18 protein-coding genes and 1 pseudogene are annotated in these 17902 nt (G+C 72.1%); 9 read left to right on the forward strand and 10 right to left on the reverse strand.

Annotated elements, in window-relative coordinates:
- Positions 1 to 3 precede the first annotated feature (3 nt).
- The 5 genes from efeB to ACGF5O_RS01505 form a co-directional block, all read right to left on the reverse strand.
- Positions 4 to 1248, reverse strand: a complete 1245-nt coding sequence (efeB, locus tag ACGF5O_RS01485) for an iron uptake transporter deferrochelatase/peroxidase subunit (RefSeq protein ID WP_393807893.1) — start codon at positions 1246 to 1248, stop codon at positions 4 to 6.
- A 9-nt stretch (positions 1249 to 1257) separates the two neighbouring features.
- Complete coding sequence (efeO, locus tag ACGF5O_RS01490) at positions 1258 to 2394, reverse strand: iron uptake system protein EfeO (RefSeq protein ID WP_393807894.1); 1137 nt, start codon at positions 2392 to 2394, stop codon at positions 1258 to 1260.
- 167 nt (positions 2395 to 2561) lie between these two features.
- A complete protein-coding gene (locus tag ACGF5O_RS01495; protein ID WP_393807895.1) occupies positions 2562 to 3383 on the reverse strand; it encodes a heme ABC transporter ATP-binding protein in 822 nt (273 codons plus the stop codon).
- A gap of 328 nt (positions 3384 to 3711) precedes the next feature.
- A complete protein-coding gene (locus tag ACGF5O_RS01500; protein WP_393808393.1) occupies positions 3712 to 4731 on the reverse strand; it encodes a FecCD family ABC transporter permease in 1020 nt (339 codons plus the stop codon).
- Between the two features lie 71 nt (positions 4732 to 4802).
- Entirely contained in the window at positions 4803 to 5819 is a 1017-nt protein-coding gene (locus ACGF5O_RS01505) for a hemin ABC transporter substrate-binding protein (RefSeq protein WP_393807896.1), read from the reverse strand.
- 113 nt (positions 5820 to 5932) lie between these two features.
- Between ACGF5O_RS01505 and ACGF5O_RS01510 the strand changes: the two genes are divergently transcribed.
- From ACGF5O_RS01510 to ACGF5O_RS01520, 3 genes are read left to right on the forward strand one after another with little or no spacing between them, the layout of a single operon-like run.
- On the forward strand, positions 5933 to 7381 hold the full coding sequence (locus tag ACGF5O_RS01510) for an HtaA domain-containing protein (RefSeq protein WP_393807897.1): 1449 nt from the start codon (positions 5933 to 5935) through the stop codon (positions 7379 to 7381).
- Between the two features lie 46 nt (positions 7382 to 7427).
- Positions 7428 to 8900, forward strand: a complete 1473-nt coding sequence (locus ACGF5O_RS01515) for an HtaA domain-containing protein (protein WP_393807898.1) — start codon at positions 7428 to 7430, stop codon at positions 8898 to 8900.
- A gap of 24 nt (positions 8901 to 8924) precedes the next feature.
- Positions 8925 to 9635 (forward strand): PhzF family phenazine biosynthesis protein, encoded by a 711-nt coding sequence (locus tag ACGF5O_RS01520; RefSeq protein WP_393807899.1) that lies wholly within the window; start codon positions 8925 to 8927, stop codon positions 9633 to 9635.
- Positions 9636 to 9646: 11 nt separating this feature from the next.
- Here the strand turns inward: ACGF5O_RS01520 and ACGF5O_RS01525 are convergent, their stop codons facing one another.
- From ACGF5O_RS01525 to ACGF5O_RS01535, 3 genes are all read right to left on the reverse strand, one after another.
- The gene (locus ACGF5O_RS01525; RefSeq protein ID WP_393807900.1) at positions 9647 to 9829 is read right to left on the reverse strand and encodes a hypothetical protein; all 183 of its coding nucleotides are present in this window, start codon (positions 9827 to 9829) and stop codon (positions 9647 to 9649) included.
- A gap of 61 nt (positions 9830 to 9890) precedes the next feature.
- Positions 9891 to 10616, reverse strand: a complete 726-nt coding sequence (gene npdG / locus ACGF5O_RS01530; RefSeq protein WP_393807901.1) for an NADPH-dependent F420 reductase — start codon at positions 10614 to 10616, stop codon at positions 9891 to 9893.
- A 37-nt stretch (positions 10617 to 10653) separates the two neighbouring features.
- A complete protein-coding gene (locus ACGF5O_RS01535; protein WP_393807902.1) occupies positions 10654 to 11733 on the reverse strand; it encodes an exo-alpha-sialidase in 1080 nt (359 codons plus the stop codon).
- 80 nt (positions 11734 to 11813) lie between these two features.
- On the opposite strand from ACGF5O_RS01535, the gene ACGF5O_RS01540 reads away from it, so the two are divergent.
- Together ACGF5O_RS01540 and ACGF5O_RS01545 are read left to right on the forward strand one after the other, a co-directional pair.
- Entirely contained in the window at positions 11814 to 12410 is a 597-nt protein-coding gene (locus ACGF5O_RS01540; protein WP_393807903.1) for a hypothetical protein, read from the forward strand.
- Between the two features lie 243 nt (positions 12411 to 12653).
- Positions 12654 to 13943: an MFS transporter gene (locus ACGF5O_RS01545; RefSeq protein WP_393807904.1), complete on the forward strand. Its 1290-nt coding sequence runs from the start codon at positions 12654 to 12656 to the stop codon at positions 13941 to 13943.
- Here ACGF5O_RS01545 and ACGF5O_RS01550 read toward each other — a convergent pair whose 3' ends face one another.
- On the reverse strand, positions 13944 to 14177 hold the full coding sequence (locus tag ACGF5O_RS01550) for a hypothetical protein (protein WP_393807905.1): 234 nt from the start codon (positions 14175 to 14177) through the stop codon (positions 13944 to 13946). It lies immediately after the preceding gene.
- 300 nt (positions 14178 to 14477) lie between these two features.
- Here ACGF5O_RS01550 and ACGF5O_RS01555 point away from each other — a divergent pair.
- The 3 genes and pseudogenes from ACGF5O_RS01555 to ACGF5O_RS01565 all read left to right on the forward strand — a co-directional run.
- A pseudogene (locus ACGF5O_RS01555) lies at positions 14478 to 14555 on the forward strand (helix-turn-helix domain-containing protein); the annotation flags it as partial.
- Positions 14556 to 15070: 515 nt separating this feature from the next.
- The gene (gene map / locus ACGF5O_RS01560) at positions 15071 to 15928 is read left to right on the forward strand and encodes a type I methionyl aminopeptidase (RefSeq protein ID WP_393807906.1); all 858 of its coding nucleotides are present in this window, start codon (positions 15071 to 15073) and stop codon (positions 15926 to 15928) included.
- A gap of 169 nt (positions 15929 to 16097) precedes the next feature.
- Positions 16098 to 16745, forward strand: a complete 648-nt coding sequence (locus tag ACGF5O_RS01565; RefSeq protein ID WP_393807907.1) for a heme oxygenase (biliverdin-producing) — start codon at positions 16098 to 16100, stop codon at positions 16743 to 16745.
- 3 nt (positions 16746 to 16748) lie between these two features.
- Here the strand turns inward: ACGF5O_RS01565 and ACGF5O_RS01570 are convergent, their stop codons facing one another.
- Positions 16749 to 17549: a site-2 protease family protein gene (locus ACGF5O_RS01570; RefSeq protein ID WP_393807908.1), complete on the reverse strand. Its 801-nt coding sequence runs from the start codon at positions 17547 to 17549 to the stop codon at positions 16749 to 16751.
- A gap of 166 nt (positions 17550 to 17715) precedes the next feature.
- On the opposite strand from ACGF5O_RS01570, the gene ACGF5O_RS01575 reads away from it, so the two are divergent.
- Positions 17716 to 17874 (forward strand): hypothetical protein, encoded by a 159-nt coding sequence (locus ACGF5O_RS01575; protein WP_393807909.1) that lies wholly within the window; start codon positions 17716 to 17718, stop codon positions 17872 to 17874.
- Positions 17875 to 17902: the final 28 nt, after the last annotated feature.

Below are 17902 nucleotides of genomic sequence, written 5' to 3' on the forward strand. Positions count from 1 at the left end.
GGCTCACGCCCCCTTGGAAGACTCGGAGAACAGCGTCCGGCCCCACCAGTCGTCCTTGTCGCGGACGCCGGGCGGGACCGCGAAGACCGCCGAACCCACGTGCTGGATGTACTCGTTGAGCGCGTCGGACGCCGACAGCCGGCGCTGCAGCGGGATGAACCCCTTGCGCACGTCACGCTGGTAGGCCAGGAAGAACAGCCCGGCGTCGAGCCGTCCGAGCCCGTCCGTCCCGTCGGTGAAGGAGTAGCCCCGGCGCAGGATGGTGACCCCGCCGTTGGCGTCCGGGTGCGCGAGCCGCACATGGGCGTCGGGCTTCATGGCCTTCAGGAACGGCTCGTCGTGCTCCTTCGCCTTGCCGACCGGGGCGCCCTCGCCCTTGTCCCGTCCGAAGACGTCCTCCTGCTCCTGGAGCGAGGTCCGGTCCCAGGTCTCGATGTTCATGCGGATGCGCCGGGCGACGAGGTACGACCCTCCCGTCATCCACGCGGACCCCTCCCCGTCCCCGACCCACACGAACTTCTTCAGCCGGTCGGTCTCGGTCCCCGCGATGTTGCGGGTGCCGTCCTTGAACCCCATGAGGTTGCGGGGGGTCTGGGCGTCCGGGGTCGTGGACGAGGTCTTCCCGAAGCCGAGCTGGGACCAGCGGACGGCGACCTTGCCGAAGCCGATCCGGGCGAGGTTGCGGATGGCGTGCACGGCGACCTGCGGATCGTCGGCACAGGCCTGGACGCAGAGGTCGCCCCCGGTACGGGACGCGTCGAGGTTGTCCCCGGGGAACTTCGGCAGGTCGACGAGCGCGGCGGGCCGCTGGTGCGCCAGGCCGAACCGCTCGAAGAAGGACGGCCCGAAGCCGATCGTCAGCGTCAGCCGGGACGGCTCGAGCCCGAGGGCCTCGCCGGTGTCGTCCGGCGGCGCCTCGGCGAGCCCGCCGTACGCGCCCTCGCCGACGGCCCTGCCCGCGGTCATCCGCCGGGCCGCGGCCGTCCAGTCCTTCAGCAGCTGCACGAACTCGGCCCGGTCGTCGGTCTTCACGTCGAACGCGGCGAAGTGCAGCCGGTCCTGGACGGGGGTGGCGATACCGGCCTGCTGGGCGCCGTGGAACGGGACGGCCGTGGTGGTGGGTTCGACGTCGCCGCCGCCGGACTCGGCCGCGGCCACCGCGCCCCCGGCCACGGCGGCGCCGAGCGCGAGCCCGGCCCCGCCCCAGCCGATGACCGCCCGACGCGACGGATTCGCTGTGTCACTCATGTCCCGCACCTACTTGACCACGGCCGCGGCGAGCTTGGACAGCGGCTCCGCGAGGGCGTTGACCGCGTCGGACAGCTCCTTCTGCTGGGCCTTGGTGACCTTGTCGTACGACACGAAGCCGTCAGAGGTGGCGGTCGTGCGGTACTTGTCGAGCAGCGTGTCCAGGGCGGCGAACTGCTTGTCCAGTTCCGTGGTGAGCGCCGCGTCGTTCTTCTGCGCGACCGGCTTCAGCAGCTCGTACGCCTTCTGCGCGCCCTCGACGTTGGCCTTGAAGTCGCTGAGGTCGGTGTGCGAGTAGCGGTCCTCCTCGCCGGTGACCTTGCCGGTGGCGACCTCGTCGAGGAGTTCCTTGGCGCCGTTGGCCATGGAGGTCGGGGTGATCTCGGCCTTGCCGACCCGCTTCTGCCAGTCCTTCAGATCGGTGACCAGCTCGGTGGCCAGGGTCTTCTGCTCGGCGCCGATCTTCTTGTCCTGCCACAGCGCCTTCTCCAGCGCGTGCCAGCCGGTCCACTTCTGGCCCTCCTCCAGGCCGTCGGCACGGGTGTCGGTCTTCGGGTCGATGTCACCGAAGGACTCGGCGATCGGCTCGGTGCGCTCCCAGCCGACGCGGGAGGGCGCGTAGGCCTTCTTGGCGGCTTCCAGGTCGCCGGCCTGGATGGCGTCGGCGAACGTCTGCACCTTCGGGATCGTCGCGTCGGCCTGCTCCTGGGCGTACTCGCGGTAGTCGGCGACGGCCTTGTCGAGCGTCGGGTTGCGCTTGGCGACGGTGCCGGAGCCGGTGACGGTCAGCTTCTGCCGCACGCCGTGCCCCTTCATCCCCGGCCGGCAGGCTATTTCGTACGATCCCGCCTTCACCTCGGCGGTGAGCGTGTACTTCGTCCCCGGCCCGATGTTCTCCTTCTCGGAGACGATCCGGTCGTCCGGGAAGAGGATCTCGACCTCGGTGGCCTTGGACCCCGTGTTCTCGATGGCGAGCGTGACGTGTCCCGCCGGAACCGACTTGGTCGACGTCTCGCACTTGGCGTCGGCGGCGGTGACCTTGATCGCGTCGTCGCCCTTGGCGTCGCTCTTCGCCGTGCAGGCCGAGAGGGCGGTCAGGGCGGCCACGGTGGCGGCGGCGGTGACGGTGAGTCGGACGGCACGCATGCAGGCTCCAAGCGGGGACGGTGTGGTGTGGTGAGGCTGGCCTAACTTACCTGAGGCTTACCTCACTCATACCCAGGCGGGTGGCGATTGACCGAGCACAGAAAGATCACAGACACGGCTTGATATCGACGGCTCAAAACGAACGCCAAGGAATCGCAAAGGGACGGTCAAGGGGTGCGCTTCGGTGCGACGACGGCAACTCCCGTCCGCGGATGCGGAAACACTTCCACCGGCTGGTCGTAGACCTCCGACAGCAACCGCTCCTCGAAAACCTCCGCGGGCGGGCCGTCGGCGGCGACACGACCGGCGCACAGGATCGCGACGCGGTGCGCGTACGCGGCGGCGAGGGCGAGGTCGTGCAGCACCACGACCACCGCGTCACCGGCGTGCGCCCTGTCCCGGCAGAGCCGCAGCACCAACTCCTGGTGTTTGAGGTCGAGGGCGGCCGTCGGCTCGTCGAGCAGCAGCAGGGGTGCGCGCTGCGCCAGCACCCGGGCGAGCGCGACCCGCGCCCGCTCGCCGCCGCTGAGCGCGGAGAACGCCCGCCCGGCGAAGGGGGTCACCTCGGTGGCCGCCATCGCCTCGGCGACGACGCCCTCGTCCTCACCGGGATCGGCGCCCACGTGCGGCGCCCGCCCCATCCGCACGACGTCCTCGACCGAGAACGGAAACGACACCCCGGCCGCCTGCGGCAGAACGGCCCGCCGCAGCGCCAACTCCCCGGCCGACCACCCCGACACCTCCCGCCCGCAGACCCGCACAACCCCGGGCCCGACCGCAACATCCCCCGCGAGAGCGGCCAACAGGGTCGACTTCCCGGCCCCATTGGGCCCCACAAGCGCGAGCACCTCCCCGGCCCGAGCGACAACATCGACACCGACAAGAGCCTGCCGGGCCCCGAGCCGCACATGCACCCCCTCGGCCTCGGCAACGATTTCACCGACGCCCGGGGCAGGGGGAGGGGCGAGACGAGGGCGGAGGAGTCTCATGCGCGGGGTTCTCCCATCGATGGGGCTGGGGCCGATGCGGCACCGCCAATGTGTAGAAGGGGGTGGCGGCAGCGCCCCGTCAGGGGCGCGGGGAACTGCGCGGGCGGCCACGGCGGTGCCGCGCCCGGCGATGGACCGGCACCGGTAACGGCGGGATCCGCCCGGCCGGTTCGGCACCGCCGGATCACGCCGTCGTGGCGTGGCGCCGTCGCGGCGGGAAGGGAGTGGGCGGTGGCGTGAATGTGGCGAGGGGGCCGGTGGCAGCGTTCCGCCAAGGGGCTCGGGTTGTGTCGAAGCGGTTGGCGGCGGTGTGTCGTGTTCGGCATCGCTATGCCCACCCCCCTTGCCGGCGCCGGGTCCTCCGTAGGAGCCAGAAGAAGAACGGGCTGCCGAGCAGGGCCGTGAGGACGCCGAGGGGGAGTTCCGCCGGGGCGGCCAGCGTGCGGGCGGCGAGGTCGGCGGCAAGGAGCGTCACCGCTCCGAGCAGCGCGCTTCCCGGGATGAGGAACCGGTGCCCCGGCCCCGCCGCCATCCGCAGGACGTGCGGCACGACCAGGCCCACGAAGCCGATGATCCCCGACACGCTCACCGCCGCCGCCGTGAGCAGGGCGATGACCAGGACCAGCGTGAGCCGCAGGCGTTCGACGTCGACGCCCAGATGGCGGGCCTGGCGTTCGCCGAGGGAGAGGAGGTCGAGACGGCGGGCGTGGAACGGGGCCAGGGCGAGGCCCAGCGCGGCGCACGGCAGGACCGCCAGCACCTTCGGCCAGGTCGCCTGGGACAGGCTGCCCAGCTGCCAGAACGTGATCTGGTTGACGGCCGCCGTGTCCGCGAAGAAGAGGAACAGCCCGATCAGCGCCCCCGCGAACGCGTTCACCGCGATGCCGGTCAGGATCAGCGTCACCACCTCCGTACGACCGCCGGACCGCGACATCGCGTACACCAGCAGCGCCGTCACCAGCCCCGCCGCGAACGCGAAGACCGACACCGTCCAGGTGCCGAGGAAGTCGAGCCCGAGGGCGATCACGGCGACCGCCCCCACCGCCGCCCCGGAGGAGACGCCGATGACCCCCGGCTCGGCGAGCGGATTGCCGAACACGCCCTGCATCAACGCCCCCGCGCACCCCAGCGACGCACCGACGAGCAACGCCAGCACGATCCGCGGGAAGCGGACGTCCCAGAGGACGGACTCGGGCACCCGGCCGAGGGCCGTACCGCCGAGCCCCGCACGATGCAGGACCGAACCGAGCACGTCCCCGGTGGGAATGGGATACGCGCCGAGCCCCGCCGCCACCGGCACCAGCACGGCCGACACCGTCACCAGCCCCAGCGTGAGCAGCCACGCGATGCCCGGCTGCCGCCACCGCCACCGCCACCGCCACCGCCACCGCTCGCGCCCGTCCCCGCCCTCGCTCCCGCTCACTGCGCGTCAGCCCCGTACAGCTGCCCCACCACGGACTTCAGCACCTGGTCCGTCCGCGGCCCGTAGCCGAGCAGCACCCCGTCCTCCACCGACACCACCCGCCGGTCCATCCCGGCCGGCGTCTGCGCGACCCCCGGGATCTTCACGAGTCCGTCGATGCCGCCGACCGACTCGAGCCCCCCGGTCATGACGAGAATCGCGTCCGGCGCCGCCTTCACGAGCGCCTCGGCGGTGATGGCGGTGAAGTCCTTCGTCAGCCCGGACTCGACCCCGGCGTCCACGGCCCCCGCCGCCTCCAGCAGCGAGGTGGCCCCGGACCCCTTCCCGCCGATCAGGTACACGGAGGCCGCGCCGCGCAGGTAGAGGAAGGCGACCCGCGGCTTCGTCCCCTCGCGCGGAACTCCCTTGCGCACGGCGGCGATACGGCCCTCCGTCCGCCGCGTCAGCTCCTTCCCCGCCGCCGGGACGCCCAGCGCGCCGGCCACCGCGGCGATGCGCGGGCCGACGTCGTCGAGCCCCTGGGCAGGCCGGACCAGCAGCACCGGGACACCGGCCTCGCGGATCTGGTCGATCGCCTCCTCGGGTCCGGTGGTCGTCTCGGCGAGCACCAGGTCCGGTTCGAGGGAGAGCACGCCCTCCGCGGAGACGTCATGGTTGCGGGTGACCACCGGCAGCTTCGCCGCCTGCCGGAACGTCGCGGTGATGTCCCGGGCGACGACCCGGTCGCCGAGCCCGAGCGTGAACACGATCTCGCTGAGGCTGCCGGAGAGCGGCACGATCCGCCGGGCCTGGCGGACCGTCACCTTCCGGCCGTCGGCGGACGCGACGGTGACCGGAAGCTTCGGCGACGGCGTGCCGGAGAGCGGCTCGACCCGGTCGGCGGTGGTGGCCGCAGGCTTCGCCGCCGCGGCCCGCGGTGAACCCCCGCAGGCGGTCGCCGTGAGGGCGAGGGCAAGGGCGAGGGCGGGCAACGGGGCCAGTGCTCCCGCCAGTCGGGTGCGCAAGCGTCGCACGGTCGTCCGTCCGTTTCTCTCGGGTCGCCGGTGGCCGTGGTGACGGCCTGGCGCAAAGCTTAGGTTAGCCTTACCTTACTTTGCTACCGACCGTCGTCTCCGGAGGACCTCCCATGCCCGCACGCCCTCGTGCCCTGGTCACCGTCGTGTGCACGGTGGTTCTCGCGGTGCTTCTCGGGGCCCTGCTCCCGGCGGCCACCGCCCACGCCACGAGCCGTACCGTGCAGGGCGGCCGGCTCGACTGGGGCGTGAAGTCGTCCTTCCAGAGCTATGTCACCGGCCCGATCGCAAAGGGGAGTTACTCCCTGACGGGCGGTGCGGCGACCGTGGGCAGCAGCCGGTTCCGCTTCCCCTCGGCGACCGGCACCTACGACGGCGGCACCGGCGCGTTCACCGCGTCCTTCGCCGGCGGGGTGCACTTCGTCGGCCACCGGGAGACCGGCGGCGGCTACCAGCTGGACCTCACCCTCAGCCGCCCCACCGTCCGCATCTCCGGCTCGGCCGGCACGCTCTACCTGGACGTCACCGGCAAGGCGAAGGGCACCGGGACGGTCACGACGTCCACGCAGGTGCCCTTCGCCTCCCTCGCCCTCGGCGGCGTCGGCATGAAGGGCGCCGGCACCGCGGTCGTCCTGAACGACGTACCCGCCACCCTCACCGCCCAGGGCGCGAAGTCCTTCGCCGGCTACTACACGGCAGGCACCGCCCTGGACCCGGTGAGCCTGGCGGCGGACGTCAAGCCCGCGACGACCCCGACTCCGACCCCCGCCCCGAGCAAGTCGGCCTCCGGCAAGGCCACTTCGAAGGCCGTGCCGAAGACCGACGCCATCGCGGACGGCGCCGTCGACTGGGGTGTGCGCCGCACCTTCCGCGAGTACGTCACCGGTGACATCGCCCGCGGCAGGTGGACGCTGACCGGCGGAGCCGAGGACGGCGGCGCCCTCTTCCGCTTCCCGAAGGGCGAAGGGACCTACCGGAAGGGCGCGTTGACGGCGAGCTTCGCGGGCGCCGTCCGCTTCACCGGCGACCACGGACTCGACCTGAGGCTGAGCGCGGTCCGGGCCACCGTCGAGAACGGCACCGGCACCCTCTACGCCGACGTCGACGGCGACGCCTTCACCGGCGACAAGGTTCCCCTGGTCACCTTCGCCGCCAAGGACCTCACCGCGAAGAAGGGGCTCGTCGAGATCACCGAGGCCCCGGCGAAACTCACCGCCCGCGGCGCCGAGGCCTTCGCCGGGATGTACCGGGCCGGCACCGCCATGGACCCGGTCTCCCTCGCCGTCGCCACCACCGCCGACGCCACTCTGCCCGCCCTGCCCGACCTGGGCAGCGCGGCCGACGACCCGGAGGCGTCGTCACCGACCCCGACCCCGGACACCGCCTCGGCGCGGCCGGTGGCGAGCGACACCGCCGCCTCCGACGGCGACGGCACCCCCGTCCTGCCCCTCGCCCTCACCGCGGGTGCCCTGCTGACCGCCGCCGCACTCCTCGCGGCCGCCGTCCGCAGGCGCCGTACCCGCCCGGCGGCGGGCCCCACCGCCCCCGCCGACGAGGACTGACCGACCCCCCCCGCCGGAATCCACCGGCACACCCACAAGGAGCCCCATGCCCGCCAGCACGACCAGAAAGCTCGCCCTCGCCGCCGCCGTCGCGGTCACCCTGGGAGCCGGTGCGCTCACCGCCACCACCGCGTCGGCCGCCGAAGTCCCGCTCAGTGGCTACGAGTTGACCTGGGGCATCAAGCAGTCGTACCGCACCTACGTCACCACCTACGCGGCCGGCACCTTCACCCCGGCGGGCGGCGCGACCCAGGCCGCGGACAACGGCGCCTTCACCTTCACGCAGGGCACCGGCAGTTACGACTCCGACGCGCACACCGTGGACCTCGCCTTCCAGGGCAGCCTCCGTATCGTCTCCCAGGCGCACGGCTTCGATCTCACCCTGTCCGACGTGAAGTTCGACAGCGGAGCCGCCGAGATCACCGCGGACGTGACGAAGGACGGCACCACCACGGACGACGTCCCGCTCGCGACGGTCACCGTCACCCGCGAGATGACGGACATGACGACCAGCCTCACCCGGCAGGCGGCCGACGTCTTCGGCAGCGCGAGCTACGAGGGCGCGGCCGGCGACCCGCTCACGGTCGCCCAGAGGACGACGCAGTCCCCGTCGCCCTCCGGCTCGACGTCGCAGAGCGCGAGCCCGTCCGCGCCCCCGACCTCGTCGTCCGCCTCGCCCTCGACCACTACCTCCACCTCCACCTCCCCCTCTGCCTCCGCCTCCGTATCCCCTTCCGCCTCCGAGGAGACCCCGGCCGAGGGCGACATAGCCGACGGCACCCTCACCTGGGGCGTGAAGGAGTCCTTCCGCACCTACGTCGTCGGCAGCGTGGCGCAGGGCAGGATCACCGTCTCCGGCGGCGCGACCCAGGCCGCCGGCAACGGCGTGTTCACCTTCGGCGACGCCACCGGCGACTACGACACCGACGCCGGCACCCTCGCCGCCGCCTTCGACGGCGCCGTCACCTTCAAGGGCCACGAGAGCAACGGCACGTACGGCCTCGACCTCACCCTCGGCAACCTCCGCGCCACGCTCGACGGCGGCAAGGGCGAACTCACCGCCGACGTGACGAGTCTCGGCACCACCACCGAGGACGTCGAACTGGCCGACCTGAAGGCCGCGTCCGCCGACCTGACCCCCACGGGTGACGTCATCACCCTGGACGACGTCACCGCCACCCTCACCGAGGCCGGCGCGAAGGCGTTCAGCGGCTACTACCCGGCGGGCACCGCACTCGACCCGCTCGACCTCTCCGTCGCCCTCACCGACGACGCCCAACTCCCCTCCGGCGACGACGGATCGACCGGCACCCCGACCGCCACCGCCTCGGACACCGCCGGTGCGGCAAGTGGCGATACCGTCGCCTCCACGACAGGCGGCACGGGCGGCACGGACGGTGCCCTCGCCGCCACCGGCTCGGCCTTCCCGGCCGCCGCCGTCGGCACGGCCGCCGCCGTCACCGTGGTCGCGGGCGCGGGTGTCGTGTACGCGATGCGCAGGCGTCGTACCGAGGGGTGACGCGGCGGGTGCTTCAATGCCGCTGTGACTGACTACGACGTGCTGCGTGTCTTCTGCGCGGCGAACGGCGGATACGGCAACGAACTGGGGGTCGTCCGGGACGGCTCCCTGCTGCCCGACCGCGAGGACCGGCAGGCGCTGGCGGCCAAGCTCGGCTTCAGCGAGACCGTGTTCGTGGACGACCCCGAGCGCGGGGTCGTCGACATCTACACCCCCACCCTGCGCCTGCCGTTCGCCGGGCACCCCTGCGTCGGCACGGCCTGGCTGCTGGACGTGCCCGAACTGGTCACCCCGGCCGGCGTGGTCGGCGCCCGGCTGGACGGGGAGTTCAGCTGGATCGAGGCGCTCCCGGAGTGGGCCCCGCCGTGCACCCTGCACCGGTACGCCACCGCCGCCGAGGTCGACGCCCTGCCCGTGCCGCCGCCGGGCGAGCGAAGCGAGATGGGGGTCCCCCCGGGCGAAGCCCGGGGGAGGATCTACGCCTGGGCGTGGGAGGACGAGTCGGCCGGGCGGGTCCGCGCCCGCGCCTTCCCCGGCCGCGGCGACGGCATCGACGAGGACGAGGCGACCGGGGCGGCCGCCCTGCTGCTGACCGCGCAGCTGGGCCGGGCCCTGAACATCACCCAGGGCCGGGGTTCGCAGATCCTGACCGCACCGCAGCCGTACGGCTGGGTGGAGATCGGCGGGCGGGTCTTCCTGGAGGGCCCGGAGAAGCACCCGGGCACCGGCCGCTGATCAGTCGCCGATCAGCCGGTGACCGACTTGTCCGCGCGCCCGCGCCGCAGGTAGTACCAGGTCATGTTGGACGACAGACCCGTCAGCAGCACCCAGACCACGCCGATCAGCCAGCTGCCCTGGACGAAGGAGACGACGGCGGCGACGACCGCGAGGACGCAGACGGCCAGGGCGTACAGGGCGAGGCGGGGCATAGGGGCCGCTTTCTCATGACGAAGGGGACACTGGTGGCGTCCACCAGTGTCCCCCATCCGCTCAGACGTCCGTGACCCGGAGCCCGGCGTGTGCCTTGTAGCGGCGGTTGACCGAGATCAGGTTCGCGACCAGGGACTCCACCTGGTGGGCGTTGCGCAGCCGCCCCGCGAAGACGCCCCGCATCCCGGGGATCCGCCCGGCCAGCGCCTGCACGATCTCCACGTCGGCGCGCAGCTCGCCGAGCACCATCACGTCGGTGTCGATCTCCGCGATCTCCGGGTCCTGGAGCAGCACCGCGGAGAGGTGGTGGAAGGCGGCCGTGACCCGCGAGTCCGGCAGCAGCGCCGCGGCCTGCTCCGCCGCGCTGCCCTCCTCCGGCTTGAGCGCGTAGGCGCCCTTCTTGTCGAAGCCGAGCGGGTTGACGCAGTCCACGACGATCTTCCCGGCCAGCTCCTCGCGCAGCGACTCCAGCGTCTTGCCGTGCCCCTCCCACGGCACGGCGACGATCACGAGGTCGCTGCGGCGCGCGCACTCGGCGTTGTCGGCGCCCTCGACACCGTGCCCGAGCTCGTCGGCGGCGGCCTGCGCGCGCTCGGCGGCCCGCGAACCGATGATCACCTTCTGGCCGGCCCGGGCCAGCCGGTAGGCGAGGCCCTTGCCCTGCGGGCCGGTGCCGCCGAGCACACCCACGACCAGACCGGAGACGTCGGGCAGGTCCCAGGGATCCTTGGCGGGGGCGGGAGCCTTGTCGGCCGCCGGCTGCTGTGCACTGTCGGTAGAGGTCATGGGCCGACTCTACGTCCGGGCCGACGGCCGCACCCGGTCAGGTGAGACGGTTCACGGGCACCCGGCGGAACGTGATCGTCGTGTACGCGCTGAAGTCGCCCGTCTCGTACAGCAGCCCGACGGCGGCCGCGTCGATCCGGGCCAGGTCGGAGTAGGCCGCGGGCAGCCCGTCGACCGTGTACGCCGACCGCCAGGTGGTCCCGCCGTCGGCGGAGGCGCGGATCGTCAGCAGGGCACGGGCCGCGGGATCGCCCGGCCCGGAGTACAGCAGCACGTCGGGATCGCGGAGTTGGAGCACGCTCGCCTGGCAGACCGGGGCGGTGAGCCCGGCCTGCGGCCGGAAGGGCTTCACCAGGGTGCGCCCGCCGTCCTTCGAGTGGGCGTCGGCCCTGTTCCCGGGCGCCGGGGAATCGTTGCGCGTGTTGAAGTAGACCCGCCCGTCGGGCAGTTCGGCGGCGGTGGTCTCGTTGACGTTGATGTACCCGTCGGTGTTCTCGTCGACGTAGCCGAGGTACCAGGTCGCCCCGTGGTCGTCGCTGAGCAGGCAGTGCCCGCTGTTGTACTTGCCCTCGGTGCCGTTGTCCGTCCCGGCGGGCGGCAGGGTGTGGTTGGCGGCCACGACGACCCGTCCCGAACGCAACTGGATCGCGTGCCCGGGCGTGGTGGCGTACCACCGCCACCCGGCCTTCTTCACGGACTTGGTGATCTCGGCCGGGGCGGACCAGGTCACCCCGTCGTCGTCGCTGTGCTGCACCCACACCCGCCGCCCGTCGGCGTCGGACACCTGCCCGCGCAGGATGGCGTCCTCGGTGGCGGACGCGGCGCTGCGGACGTGCACGAGCAGGATCCGCCCGGTGTCGAGGACGACGGGCGCCGGGTTCCCGGCGAGATCGGTCCCGTTGCTCGCGGCGACCTGGAGCGCCCCCCAGGTACGCCCGCCGTCCCCGGACCTCTTCAGCACGACGTCGATGTGCCCGTAGTCGGCCGCGGAGTTGACTCTTCCTTCGCAGAAGGCGAGCACGGTGCCCGCCCGGGAGACCACCACCGCCGGGATCCGGAAACTGGCGTAGCCCTCTTTGCCCGCGCGAAAGGGAATGCTTGCTTCTACGTCACTCATGGGCCGCCTCCTCCCCGGGCCGGGCGAATTCGGGGTGAACTCCACGTCACGAGTGTCCGATTGCGGCAGTATGCGGAGGCATGGACGCCGTACGGGTCGCGTTGTTGCGTGAAGTGCTCGCCGGGACCGAGTGGTTGACCGCGACCCGCAGATTCGCGGGCGCGCTGCGGGGCTCGGTGGTGACCCACGGCGGCGGACTGCTCCTGCTCGGCACACCGGAGTACGAGCCGTGGCACCTCGCCGCGCACCTCGTCGACGAGGCGGCGTGGTCCGGTACGCCGGAACTGGCGCCGACCCTCGTACGGCACGACGCCCGCCCCACCGACCCGGCGCACCTCGCGGTCGGCCCCGGCCGCATCGAGACGGCCCGCCGGGGCGAGACGCTGCTCGTGGTGGCGCCGGGGGACGCCGCACCCCTCCTGGAGCGGGTCCACACGGCCCGCCGCGCCGGCGTGACGGTCCTGACCCTCGCCACCACCGACGACGCGCTCACCGCCATGGCCCACGAGACCCTCACCGTCCCCGACGCCGCGGAACTGGACCTGGACACGGTCCAGCACCTGGTCAGCGCGGCAGCCGGCGAGAACGGCCCGTCCCCGCGGGGGCGCCGCCGCTTCAGGGACCGTTTGACGAAGCTGGCGGAAACGGTGATGGCCCCGCCCCCAACCCCCTGGTGAGACCTCGGCCGCGGGCCCGCGGTGCTTGCTCGCGCAGTTCCCCGCGCCCCTGAAGGGGCGCCCCTGTGAGACCTCGGCTGCGGGCGCGTAGTGCTTGCTCGCGCGGTTCCCCGCGCCCCTGAAGGGGCGCTGCACCGACGCGCCCTGAAGGGGCGCGGGGAACTGCGCGACCAGCCCCGACCGGCCCGCACCCGGCGGAAAAGCGGTTGAGGCGAGGCGCTCGGCCGTTCAACATGTCCCACCGTGAGCCTCCTCCCCGACCTAGCCCCCTGGAAGGCCTCCGTCGACTTCCGGCGGCTGTGGGTCTCCGGTCTGATCAGCAACTTCGGGAGCTTCCTGACGTTCGTCGCACTCCCGGTGCAGATCAAGGACCTCACCGGTTCCGCCGCCGCCGTAGGAGCCGTCGGCGCCGTCGAACTGCTCCCGCTCATCGTGTTCGGCCTGTACGGCGGCGCCCTCGCCGACGCCCTCGACAAGCGCAAGCTGATCGTCCGGACCGAGGCCGCTCAGGGGCTGCTCAGCGCGGGCCTGCTGGTCAACGCCCTGCTGCCGCACCCGGCCGTATGGCCGCTGTACGCGGTCGCGGCCCTGTCCTCCGCCCTCGGCTCGGTCCAGCGTCCCGCCCTGGACTCCCTGCTGCCGAGGATCGTCGCCCACGACGACCTCCCGGCCGCGGCGGCCCTCAACTCCTTCCGCTGGACGGTCGGCGGCGTCGCGGGCCCCGCCGTCGCCGGCCTGGTCGTGGCGTACGCGGGCCTCGGCTGGGCGTACGGCGCCGACCTCGTCACGTTCCTCGTCTCGGTCGTACTCGTCCTCCCCATCGCCCCGTCGCCCGCCTCCCACGAGGCCGCCGCCCCCAGCCTCCGCTCCGTCGCCGAGGGCGCCCGCTACGCCTGGAGCCGCAAGGAACTCCTCGGCACCTACGCCGTCGACCTCGCGGCGATGTTCCTGGCGATGCCGCTCGCCGTGCTGCCGTTCCTCGCCGACGAGTTGGACGCCGACTGGTCACTGGGCCTGATGTACGCGAGCATCCCGGCCGGTTCGCTCCTGGTGAGCCTGGTCAGCGGCTGGACCTCGCGGGTGCGCAGGCACGGGCGGATGGTGGTGCTGTCGGCCGCGCTGTGGGGTCTCGCGATCGCCGCCGCCGGTGCCGTGGCGAACGTGTGGCTGGTCCTGCTCCTCCTCGCCGTCGCCGGCGGCTGCGACATGGTCAGCGGGATCTTCCGGGGCGCGATGTGGAACCAGACCATCCCCGACGAGCTGCGCGGCCGCCTCGCCGGGATCGAACTGCTGTCGTACTCCGTGGGCCCCACCCTCGGCCAGGTCCGCTCCGGCGGCATGGCCGGATGGCTCGGCGTACGGGCGTCCGTCGGCGCGGGCGGCCTGCTCTGCACCGGCGCGGTCGGCCTGCTGGCCCTGTGCCTGCCCGCCCTGATGTCGTACGACGCGCGGACGAACGAACACGCCGTACGACTCCGCGCCCGGCGCACCGCCGAAGCCGCAACCGGGGCCGCGCCCGCTCAGCCCTCCTGATCAGCCCTCTTCCGAGGAGTCCCCCGTCGGCGCGTCGTGCCACTTCGGGTCGTTCTCCCACTGGAGGTTGCGCTCCCGCGCGATCTCCATGGCGTGCTCGGCCTCCTCACGGGTGGCGTAGGGGCCGAACCGGTCCTTGGCGGGGCACTCGGGCCCCTCCTCGACCTTCTTGTGCTCCAGGCAGTAGTACCACTCGCCCGCCTTCGCGACGGTCCGCTTCTTGAACAGGGCCATGACCGGCTCCTTTCGCCTTCCACCCTGTCTTTCGCGCAGGGTGCCCGGTCCTTCAGGGCCGGGGTGAATACCCGCTCCCGCGGAGCGGGACAAGGATAAAGGAGTCGTCCCCAGGACGATTCCTCGTTTAAGCGCACGGGCCTGGGGGCGGTCTCGAATGGCCGGTGGCGGGACAGGGGCTCGGTGGTCGGGGAATTCCCTGGTGGCAGGGTGTGTGGGTCACTCTCGCGGGTGATGTTGGTCGATGGTGCGCGCGGTGCGGAACGGGGTGGCTGGTTTCGTGGCATGTCGCGTTTCCGGATGTATCCGACGCCTGCGCAGGCGGAGCAGATGCTCCTGCACTGCACGCACGCCCGGTACGTGTGGAATCTCGCGGTGGAGCAACATGCGCAATGGAAGCCGGGCCGTAGGTCCGCGCCCGGTTTTGCGGAGCAGTGCCGCCAGCTCACCGAGGCACGTGCTGAGAACGAGTGGCCGGCGGCCGGGAACGCGGACGTGCAGCAGCAGGCTCTCAAGGACTTCGCCAAGGCCAGGAACGCCCGCTTCACCTCAGGGTTCGGTGAGCCGACCTGGCGCAGGAAGCATGTGCACGGAGGCTTCCGGGGCATCGGTACCGATCGGGTCCCCGAAGTCGGTCCGGACGGCAGCCCGAAGCTGAACCCGAAGACCGGTAAGCAGGTCTTGGGCCGCTCCGTGGTCGTGCAGAGGCTGAACCGGCGGTGGGCACAGGTGGAGGTGCCCGGCTGTGGCTGGGTCCGTTTCCGTCTCAGTGTCACAGGCGTGGGTGCGCGGCCCCCTGCTGCGAAGACGTTCCGGGTCACTTACCCCTCTTCCGGGAGAAGAGGGGGAGGATGTCAAATGTTCCCGCATGCCCGCTGGATAGACTCGCTGGCATGTCTGGCCAGTCGCTGCTCGTACCAGGGGAGCTCTCTCCCACCCGTTCGGTACCCGGAAACATCCGCCGCCCCGAGTACGTCGGCAAACCCGCACCGACCCCGTACACCGGGCCCGAGGTGCAGACCCCGGAGACCATCGAGGCGATGCGGATCGCCGGCCGTATCGCCGCGCAGGCGATGGAGGAGGCCGCGAAGACCATCGCGCCGGGTGTCACGACGGACGAACTCGACAGGGTGGCGCACGCGTACATGTGCGACCACGGGGCCTACCCGTCCACGCTCGGCTACCGGGGCTTCCCCAAGTCCCTGTGCACCAGCGTCAACGAGGTCATCTGCCACGGCATCCCGGACTCGACGGTGCTCCAGGACGGTGACATCGTCAACCTGGACGTGACCGCGTACATCGGCGGGGTGCACGGCGACAACAACGCCACCTACCTGGTCGGGGACGTCGACGACGAGAGCCGGCTGCTTGTCGAGCGGACCCGGGAGTCCCTGGAGCGGGCGATCAAGGCGGTCAAGCCGGGCCGGCAGATCAACATCATCGGCCGGGTCATCGAGTCGTACGCCAAGCGCTTCGGCTACGGGGTCGTCCGTGACTTCACCGGTCACGGCATCAACTCGTCGTTCCACTCCGGGCTGATCATCCCGCACTACGACAGCCCGCAGGCGACGACCGTCATGCACCCCGGGATGACCTTCACGATCGAGCCGATGCTGACGCTCGGGACGCACGAGTACGACATGTGGGACGACGGCTGGACCGTCGTCACCAAGGACCGCAGGCGCACCGCGCAGTTCGAGCACACGCTGGTGGTCACGGACACCGGCGCGGAGATCCTGACCCTCCCGTGAACCCGTGAACCAGTAGCCCCCTGGTCCCCTCGGCCGTCCGGCCCGTCCTCCCCGCGGAGGGCGGGCCTTTTTCCGGTACGCTTTTACCGACACGGTGTCGGTAACTTTACCGACGAAGCGTCGGCAAGAGCATTGACTTAGGTAAGCCTTACCTTAGAGGATGTTGCCCATGGACTCCTTCTCGACACTCATCCGCACCGCGTCCCACGAGCAGCACGTGGAGGCGGAGACCTCGACGTTCATGAGTGCCCTGCTGGGCGGCCGGCTCGGTGTGGAGGCGTACGCCCGCTACACCGAGCAGCTGTGGTTCGTGTACGACGCATTGGAGGGTGCGGCCGGGCGGCTGGCCTCGGACCCGGTGGCCGGTCCGTTCGTGCGGCCCGAGCTGTTCCGGCTGGCCGCGCTGGAGCGGGACCTGGCACACCTGCACGGGGCCGGGTGGCGGACCGGGCGCACGGCGCTGCCGGCGACTCAGGAGTACGCGGCGCGGGTGCGGGAGTGCGCCGAGACCTGGCCCGCCGGGTACGTCGCGCACCACTACACCCGCTACCTCGGCGACCTCTCCGGCGGCCAGATCATCCGCGACAGGGCCGAGCGGACCTGGGGGTTCGAGCGCAGGGGCGACGGCGTCCGGTTCTACGTCTTCGAGGGCATCGCCAACCCGGCCGCCTTCAAGCGGGGTTACCGCGAACTGCTGGACGCGGTGGACGCGGACGACCTGGAGAGGCAGCGCGTCGTCGCCGAGTGCAAGCGGGCCTTCGCCCTCAACACGGCGGTGTTCCGGGAGCTGGGCGAGGAGTTCCCGCTGTCGGCGTGAGCGTCAGCCGGCGGCGGAGCAGAACTGGTCCGTCCCCTGCCAGAACCGGTAGAGCTGCTGGCCGCAGTACCGGTCCAGGTCTTCGACGCCCAGGTGGCGCAGCAGCGCGTCGATCACGTCGAAGAACGCGCTGTTGATCGACGGCACCCACAGCAGCGCGAACACGAAGAGCAGGCCGAACGGGGCGAACGGCTCCACCTGGCGCTTGATGCCGTACGACAGCCAGGGCTCGATCACGCCGTAGCCGTCCAGGCCCGGCACCGGCAGGAAGTTCAGGATCGCGGCGGTGACCTGGAGCAGGGCGAGGAAGGCAAGCGCGAAGCGGAAGTCGGCCGGAACGCCGTCCAGGGCGTCCAGCCAGAAGGGGGCGGTGCAGACGGCGGCGAACAGGACGTTCGTCAGCGGACCCGCGGCGGAGATGAGGCTGTGCCGCCAGCGGCCCCGGATCCGGCTGCGCTCGATGAAGACCGCGCCGCCCGGCAGGCCGATCCCGCCCATGATCACGAACAGCACCGGGAGCACGATGCTCAGCAGGGCGTGCGTGTACTTCAGGGGGTTCAGGGTCAGGTAGCCCTTCGCGCCCACGGTGATGTCCCCGCTGTGCAGGGCGGTGCGCGCGTGCGCGTACTCGTGCAGGCAGAGCGAGACGATCCAGGCCGCCGTCACGAACAGGAACACGGCGACCCCGGGCTGCTCGGCGAACCCGGACCAGGTGGCCCACCCGGTGACCGCGGTGACGGCGAGGATCCCGATGAACACGGGACTGATCCGCCGGTCACTGGGGCGGGCGGTGGTGGCGGTCATGGCGCGGGGCTCCTGGAGGACTGGGTGGTCGACGCGAGTCCGGTCGACCGTACCTGGCGCGGTGGAAAAACGCCTCGGGTGCTGGGGAAATACCTCTCGGCGCAAGTGAAAACGGTTCGCGACGGGCGTTCGGTTCCCGCAGGCCGGTGCCACGCCCCTGCCGAAGGTGTTCCACGAGGACCGGCAGACGGGGTGCCGCGGCACCCCGTTGTGGTTCGGTGAGACCGACCCCGGCGCCACGACCGGCCCACGCCGGGTCCGCCGCGCCTGCGGCGCCCTCGTCACCCTCGACAGCCCGGACGCCGGCCACGTACCGCGCCTCTGACGCCCGCACCCGCGACCCCCGTGCGCAG

Origin of the sequence: Streptomyces sp. NPDC048291 (assembly GCF_043201715.1) — a bacterium.
In the GTDB taxonomy this organism is placed as follows: Bacteria; Actinomycetota; Actinomycetes; order Streptomycetales; family Streptomycetaceae; genus Streptomyces.

Excerpts from the sequence above, each read along its gene's own strand:
- efeB (WP_393807893.1), bottom strand. The coding sequence starts at position 1,248 with ATGAGTGACACAGCGAATCCGTCGCGTCGGGCGGTCATCGGCTGGGGC.
- efeO (WP_393807894.1), bottom strand. The coding sequence starts at position 2,394 with ATGCGTGCCGTCCGACTCACCGTCACCGCCGCCGCCACCGTGGCCGCC.
- ACGF5O_RS01495 (WP_393807895.1), bottom strand. The coding sequence starts at position 3,383 with ATGAGACTCCTCCGCCCTCGTCTCGCCCCTCCCCCTGCCCCGGGCGTC.
- ACGF5O_RS01510 (WP_393807897.1), top strand. The coding sequence starts at position 5,933 with ATGCCCGCACGCCCTCGTGCCCTGGTCACCGTCGTGTGCACGGTGGTT.
- ACGF5O_RS01515 (WP_393807898.1), top strand. The coding sequence starts at position 7,428 with ATGCCCGCCAGCACGACCAGAAAGCTCGCCCTCGCCGCCGCCGTCGCG.
- ACGF5O_RS01525 (WP_393807900.1), bottom strand. The coding sequence starts at position 9,829 with ATGCCCCGCCTCGCCCTGTACGCCCTGGCCGTCTGCGTCCTCGCGGTC.
- npdG (WP_393807901.1), bottom strand. The coding sequence starts at position 10,616 with ATGACCTCTACCGACAGTGCACAGCAGCCGGCGGCCGACAAGGCTCCC.
- ACGF5O_RS01535 (WP_393807902.1), bottom strand. The coding sequence starts at position 11,733 with ATGAGTGACGTAGAAGCAAGCATTCCCTTTCGCGCGGGCAAAGAGGGC.
- ACGF5O_RS01540 (WP_393807903.1), top strand. The coding sequence starts at position 11,814 with ATGGACGCCGTACGGGTCGCGTTGTTGCGTGAAGTGCTCGCCGGGACC.
- ACGF5O_RS01550 (WP_393807905.1), bottom strand. The coding sequence starts at position 14,177 with ATGGCCCTGTTCAAGAAGCGGACCGTCGCGAAGGCGGGCGAGTGGTAC.
- map (WP_393807906.1), top strand. The coding sequence starts at position 15,071 with ATGTCTGGCCAGTCGCTGCTCGTACCAGGGGAGCTCTCTCCCACCCGT.
- ACGF5O_RS01565 (WP_393807907.1), top strand. The coding sequence starts at position 16,098 with ATGGACTCCTTCTCGACACTCATCCGCACCGCGTCCCACGAGCAGCAC.
- ACGF5O_RS01570 (WP_393807908.1), bottom strand. The coding sequence starts at position 17,549 with ATGACCGCCACCACCGCCCGCCCCAGTGACCGGCGGATCAGTCCCGTG.